Consider the following 467-nt stretch of genomic DNA (forward strand, 5'->3'; position numbering starts at 1 on the left):
GCCACGGCGCGGTGAATACGTTCCCGGGCCTTGTACACACCGCCCGTCAAGCCATGAAAGCCGGGAGTACCTGAAGTGCGTAACCGCAAGGAGCGCCCTAGGGTAACACCGGTAATTGGGGCTAAGTCGTAACAAGGTAGCCGTACCGGAAGGTGCGGCTGGAACACCTCCTTTCTGGAGTGGTACCGTAAAGATATCAAGAAGGTTTATGCTTCTTGTACTACAGGCAAGTTTGTTTAATTAGATATAGGAGGCAGGGGAGCCTAAAACACAAGGCCGGCCCCGGAAAAACGGTCCGACTCCGTAACCTTCACATTAAAAAGATCTTTGACATGATGTAACAAGCTGAAAAAGTAAGAATTTGGTCAAAACCAAAAGAGCTAAAAGTATATATCATCCGCTCTGTTGAAAAAACAGAGTGTGTACGTGATAATGAAAGTAAATAAGGGCGCATGGCGGATGCCTTG

At 48.0% G+C, this 467-nt stretch carries 1 rRNA gene; it reads left to right on the plus strand.

Features of this window, described 5'->3' with window-relative positions:
* Positions 1–174 (plus strand): 16S ribosomal RNA (locus H6A61_RS15410); the annotation flags it as partial.
* Positions 175–467 lie beyond the last annotated feature (293 nt).

Source organism: Bacteroides caecigallinarum, from assembly GCF_016901995.1.
GTDB lineage: Bacteria > Bacteroidota > Bacteroidia > Bacteroidales > Bacteroidaceae > Phocaeicola > Phocaeicola cellulolyticus.